1 protein-coding gene is annotated in these 400 nt (G+C 67.2%); it reads right to left on the reverse strand.

What is annotated here, in order from left to right:
* The coding region (locus HUA76_RS44830) for an amino acid permease C-terminal domain-containing protein (protein ID WP_305794265.1) at positions 1-400 on the reverse strand (400 nt) is incomplete at both ends.

Consider the following 400-nt stretch of genomic DNA (forward strand, 5'->3'; position numbering starts at 1 on the left):
GCCGGCAGCCCTATCGCGGCCAGCAGCTGCGGCAGGGTAAAGGTAGGGGGCACCGCCCCGGCCGCTTGGCGCAGCTTGCTGTTGTGCTGGCCGTAGAAATAGTAGATGAGCAGGCCCGCCACCAGCCACACGTAGAGCCGCACCCAGGTGGCGAGGGGCAGGCTCACCATCATCACGAGGCAAGTGACAATGCCCAGGATGGGCACCACCGGCACCCACGGCGTGCGGAAGCTGCGCGGCGCGTCGGGGTTGGTGCGGCGCATGATGAGCACGCCCAGGCACACCATCACGAAGGCCAGCAGCGTGCCGATGCTCACCATTTCGCCCACCACGCCAATGGGCACGAAGCCCGCAAACAGGGCGATGAATACGCCCAGCAGCAGGTTGGACTGCACCGGCG

The organism is Myxococcus sp. CA056, assembly GCF_013336715.1.
Lineage (GTDB): Bacteria > Myxococcota > Myxococcia > Myxococcales > Myxococcaceae > Myxococcus > Myxococcus llanfairpwllgwyngyllgogerychwyrndrobwllllantysiliogogogochensis.